This is a genomic window from Sporosalibacterium faouarense (genome assembly GCF_016765695.1).
GTDB classification, from domain to species: domain Bacteria; phylum Bacillota; class Clostridia; order Tissierellales; family VENL01; genus Sporosalibacterium; species Sporosalibacterium faouarense.
In genome coordinates this window covers 1-4,649 of sequence record NZ_JAETGO010000087.1, presented here as the reverse complement: position 1 = coordinate 4,649, position 4,649 = coordinate 1, and the positions used below count along the sequence as shown (strand labels likewise).

Below are 4,649 nucleotides of genomic sequence, written 5' to 3'. Positions count from 1 at the left end.
CCCACTTCTATAAGTGGGAGAGAAGATTTCTCTTCAGGTGGAGTAGAGTCTCCATCTGAAGCCTCAATGTTCTGCTTTAGCAGAACGAGTTCACTTAAAAAGATTTAGAAAGAAGGTAAAAGAATGATAGATTTACATAGTCATATTTTGCCCGAAACTGATGATGGGGCTGAAAGTTTTGTGGAATCTCTTGAAATTATAAAGAAAGTAGAAGAACTCGGAGTTAAAGAATTAATAGCCACCCCCCATTATTTCGAAGGAGTATATAATAGAAATTTTGAGGAAAATATGAAGACTCTTATTGAGTTAAATATATATTTGAAGGAAAATGATCTTAATTTTAAAGTATATCTTGGTAATGAGGTATATATATGCCCTAATATTATTACTTTATTGGAAGACAAGGCAATAACAACTTTAAATAATTCAAGATATTTATTAATGGAATTTCCCATGATGGATATTCCAACATACGCCAAGGATATTATATATGAATTAAAATTAAGGGGTATAGTACCTATAATTGCCCACCCAGAAAGAAATGAGAAGATAGTAGAGAATCCCAATATTTTATATGACTTTATTAATATGGGAGTACTTGCTCAGCTCAATCTAGGTAGCTTAGTAGGTCAATATGGAAGTAAAGTTAGGGAAACAGCTGAGATTTTGGTAGAACATAATATGATACACTTTTTAGGTAATGATATTCACTCTTCAAAATTAGATTTTAATATTATCGATAAGGGAATGAGGATTTTAAAGCGTAAAGTGGGAGAAGAAAAATTTGAAGAGATAAAAAATACAAATGCACAGTTGGTATTGGATGATAAGCCAATTGATATAGAAGAGCCTAAGAGGTATGTTGAAAAAGGAAGGTTTAAAACACTCACATCGTATTTTTTGAATCAAATAAAGAGAGTTAGTTTATAATGAAATAAATATTTATTGATTAATGGCATGGAAGTAGTTAATACTAGCTGCTTTTATGCCATTTTTATGCCTAATTGAATACTTAATAAATATTATGATAAAATTATATATAATATAAATCTTAGGAGACTGAATATGGAAAATAAAAACAGAGAAATCTTATTAACAATATTACAGGATATGGATGATTTTGCTACAATGAAAAACATTGATTATCCTCCAATATACTTAGTCGGGGGCTCTGGCTGTATAGTTGCAGGATACCTTAATAGAGCAACAACAGATATTGACTTTTTAGATATGGAATATAGCGCAATTATTGGAAGATTATTTAAAATGTTTGATAGATTTGATATGTTAGATATTTACCTTACCACGATACCGTTAGATTTCAAAGAAAGAGCTATTAAAATAAAAGGTTTTAAAAACATATTTGTTTTATCAAAAGAAGACATAATTCTTAGTAAAATAGGGAGATATTCTGAAAAAGATATTGAGGATATTTCAATACTTATTGATAATGCTAATAAAACAATTATATTAAGCTTAATTAATTCAATAAGGGGAAGAAATAATATTAGTCAGCGAGTATTAAAGATTTTTAACAAGAATGTTAAATTATTCAAGGAGAGATTTGATGTATAGACAATTTTGCAAAAATCTTAAGAATTACTTAGACATTAATAAATCTGACAGTTATAGATATAGGCTGGGAAAGGAGATTGAGGCTCTATCCGATATAAAATTATATAATCAGCTAAAAGAATCAAATAAGGATGAATATTTTAAAATCGCAATATTAATTAATGAAATGTCAAAACTAAAAGAAGAAAATTCGGACATTAGAAAGTTTATTTGGGAACTATGGGCATATGGCTTCGAACTAGGGGGCATTGATGACAGTATAAGATCAAACAGAGACAATGATGATGATTTACATGAAAAGATAAAATTAGTGAATCTATTGTTAGGGACCCATTACTGGAACTGAAAATAGTCACATTTTACCATATTAAAATTCATATAAGTTATATACTTTAATAAAAAAATATTATAAAATGTATATAAGTACGCATTTAAAAGCCATTCTTTTCCAATAATGGAGATGAAATTATTTAAATTACTAAAGAAAGGATGTTACATGATGAAGTTACTGAGGAAAGTCATGTCTATTACTCTGAGTATTTCAATAGCACTTATTTTTATTTTTAATAATACTACATATGCAAGTACACAAAAAATAAATCCACCGAGAGAAGAAATTGAAAAGAAAATTGAAGAAATAGCTAGAGAAAAAGGAATTCCAAGCGTTATACTAAAATCAATAGCAAGGGTAGAAAGCTTGTATCAGCAGTTTAAACCAGATGGCAGTGTATTTAGGGGTTCTATGGGTGAAATAGGGCTTATGCAGATATATAATAGATCTGGATACTATGATTCAAATAGGCTTAAATATGATATTGAATATAATATCGAGGTAAGCGCTGATATACTTCTTTCAAAATGGAATAACTATGGGTCAATCGGAAATATGGATCCAAATATCTTAGAAAATTGGTACTTTGCTATTTGGGCATATAATGGTTGGGCGTCAGTAAACAATCCAAACACAGGGAAGAAAATTAATACATATCAAGAATTGGTATATGCCGTAGCAGAAGAAGAGTACGGGCAGAAGATAACGCCAGTGGACACTAGCTTACTACCTCAAACAGGAACTCCAGATAGAGATATACATATAGAAACACCTCAACCAGTGCATTATGGTGATATTAGAGAGTATTATCAAGGGGATCTTCTTGAAGTAGAGGTAGGGAACAATTTAACTGTAAGAAATACTCCAGGTGGAGAAATAAATGGTCACTATATTGATGGAACGGTTGTGGAAGTAATAGAAGGGCCAGAGTTAGCTGATGGTCGTTATTGGTATAAAGTTATAGACAGGACTACTAGTTTAAAAGGATGGGTAGCAGGAAATTGGGTGAAAAAAGTTGGGACAATCTATCCCTTTGATGATATAAGTAGATCTTGGGCTAAGGATTATATAGTTAAGCTTAGTGAAATGAATGTCATTAGTGGTAGTTCAGATGGCAATTATTATCCAGATCAACCTATAAGCAATGAATCTATGAGTATTTTATTAGCTAAAGCATTGAGCTTAGATTCTGAGGGGTTTGATTTAACTTATAATGACTCTGTTCTTATTTCACCTTGGGCCAAGGAATATGTCAAAGCTATAAGTAAAGCTAATATTATTACTGGTAACCATGAATTCCATTTGTTTAATCCTCAAGAGAGTATCACTAGAGAAGAGATGGCAATTATAATAGAAAAAGCATTTAAATATATGGATGAAAAGAAAGAGTCTAAAGAGGACAGCATTTCTGAGAAAGATGTTACGAATAAGGACGATGATAAAAGTGTAGATGGTGAATACGAGCAATCTGCTTCTACTGAAGAGTCTATAAAAGATTATTTGGATTATGATGATGTAGATGAGATTTCATTAAATGCTATTAAGGCTGTAAAATTTGCTAAAGAAATGGGTATTCTTGAAGGGAAAAATGGTATGTTCAAGCCAAATGAATACATAACTAAAGCAGAAGCTAGTAAGATAATGGTTGAAATAATTGAAAAGATAGACAAAGATGAGAGTACAAATTAAGTACTCTCTTTTTTATCTCTTGCTAAGCATAAACCATTCACTATAACTTCTGCCATTTCCATGACCAAGGATAGACGGATACTATGAAGAGATAGACCACTGTAATCGTTCATAGTATCAATAATACCTATAACCGATACATCTCCAATTGAAGGTAGTTTTTTACCGACACCTTTGCCTGGAAATATAGGGCTATTTCTTATTTGTATATTTCCAACATTATCCTCCTCTCCAAGGCAAGCATCTATTGCTATAACAGGATTTGAAGGATGAATTCTTTTTATATAACCTATTTTCTCCTTAATATTTACAGCATGGATAGGATCATTTAAAGTGCCGTATATTAAATTAGGGAACTTTTTCTTTTTGAGCAAAGTTCCAACTAAAGGACCTAAACAATCACCGATACATTTATCGGTTCCTATACAAACAATAATAGTATCTTCATTAAAGAAGGGCTTTAAATTTTCCCTAAGTATATGTGAGGATAAATTATTTTTATAATGCACTAAAGTTTCATCAAAATTATTCAAGTGAAATCCCCCCTCTATGAAATATATGAATTATTTATAAGGAATATTACTTAGATTTGTGGAGGACTTTTAGATAAAATTGCATATTAAAATTTTACGAAATCTTGTAAAGACATATTTAATTTGGAAATATGCAATTTCCTTAATGAATAAACTAAGAAATTAGGCAAATACTATAAATATTATTCACAATAGGAAGGGGAATTTTTAATATGTATGAAAAAAGATTCTATTATTCGCTTTTTACTATAGCTCTGACATTTTTAACTGTGGTTATTATGATAAGTTTATAGATTTTAGGCAATACTAATTTTGCAAGCCTACATGCCTTGATACAATTTATGTAGGAAAATGGGAGTCCTGATAAGAAAGTATCTTATTGGGGCTTCTATTTTTGTGTTTTAAATATAAATAACAAAAGAACCTCAGTCATATAACAATGACTAAGGTTCTTTATTTTTGGTCGGGGTGGCAGGATTTGAACCCGCGGCCCTCTGGTCCCAAACCAGATGCGCTACCAA

Annotated in this window: 5 protein-coding genes; 4 read left to right on the top strand and 1 reads right to left on the bottom strand. The window is 30.7% G+C overall.

Going from position 1 to position 4,649, the window contains the following annotated elements:
• The first annotated feature begins 123 nt into the window (after nucleotides 1–123).
• The 4 genes from JMO20_RS16345 to JMO20_RS16330 all read left to right on the top strand — a co-directional run bounded on the left by JMO20_RS16345 (nucleotide 124) and on the right by JMO20_RS16330 (nucleotide 3,595).
• On the top strand, nucleotides 124–930 hold the full coding sequence (locus JMO20_RS16345; RefSeq protein ID WP_202710779.1) for a tyrosine-protein phosphatase: 807 nt from the start codon (nucleotides 124–126) through the stop codon (nucleotides 928–930).
• 135 nt (nucleotides 931–1,065) lie between these two features.
• On the top strand, nucleotides 1,066–1,575 hold the full coding sequence (locus JMO20_RS16340; protein WP_202710778.1) for a DUF6036 family nucleotidyltransferase: 510 nt from the start codon (nucleotides 1,066–1,068) through the stop codon (nucleotides 1,573–1,575).
• On the top strand, nucleotides 1,568–1,921 hold the full coding sequence (locus JMO20_RS16335; protein WP_202710777.1) for a hypothetical protein: 354 nt from the start codon (nucleotides 1,568–1,570) through the stop codon (nucleotides 1,919–1,921). The genes JMO20_RS16340 and JMO20_RS16335 overlap by 8 nt, the downstream gene beginning before the upstream one ends.
• A 153-nt stretch (nucleotides 1,922–2,074) precedes the next feature.
• Complete coding sequence (locus JMO20_RS16330) at nucleotides 2,075–3,595, top strand: S-layer homology domain-containing protein (protein WP_202710776.1); 1,521 nt, start codon at nucleotides 2,075–2,077, stop codon at nucleotides 3,593–3,595.
• On the opposite strand, the gene yyaC is transcribed toward JMO20_RS16330, so the two are convergent.
• A complete protein-coding gene (gene yyaC, locus JMO20_RS16325) occupies nucleotides 3,592–4,128 on the bottom strand; it encodes a spore protease YyaC (RefSeq protein WP_202710775.1) in 537 nt (178 codons plus the stop codon). The genes JMO20_RS16330 and yyaC overlap by 4 nt on opposite strands.
• Nucleotides 4,129–4,649: the final 521 nt, after the last annotated feature.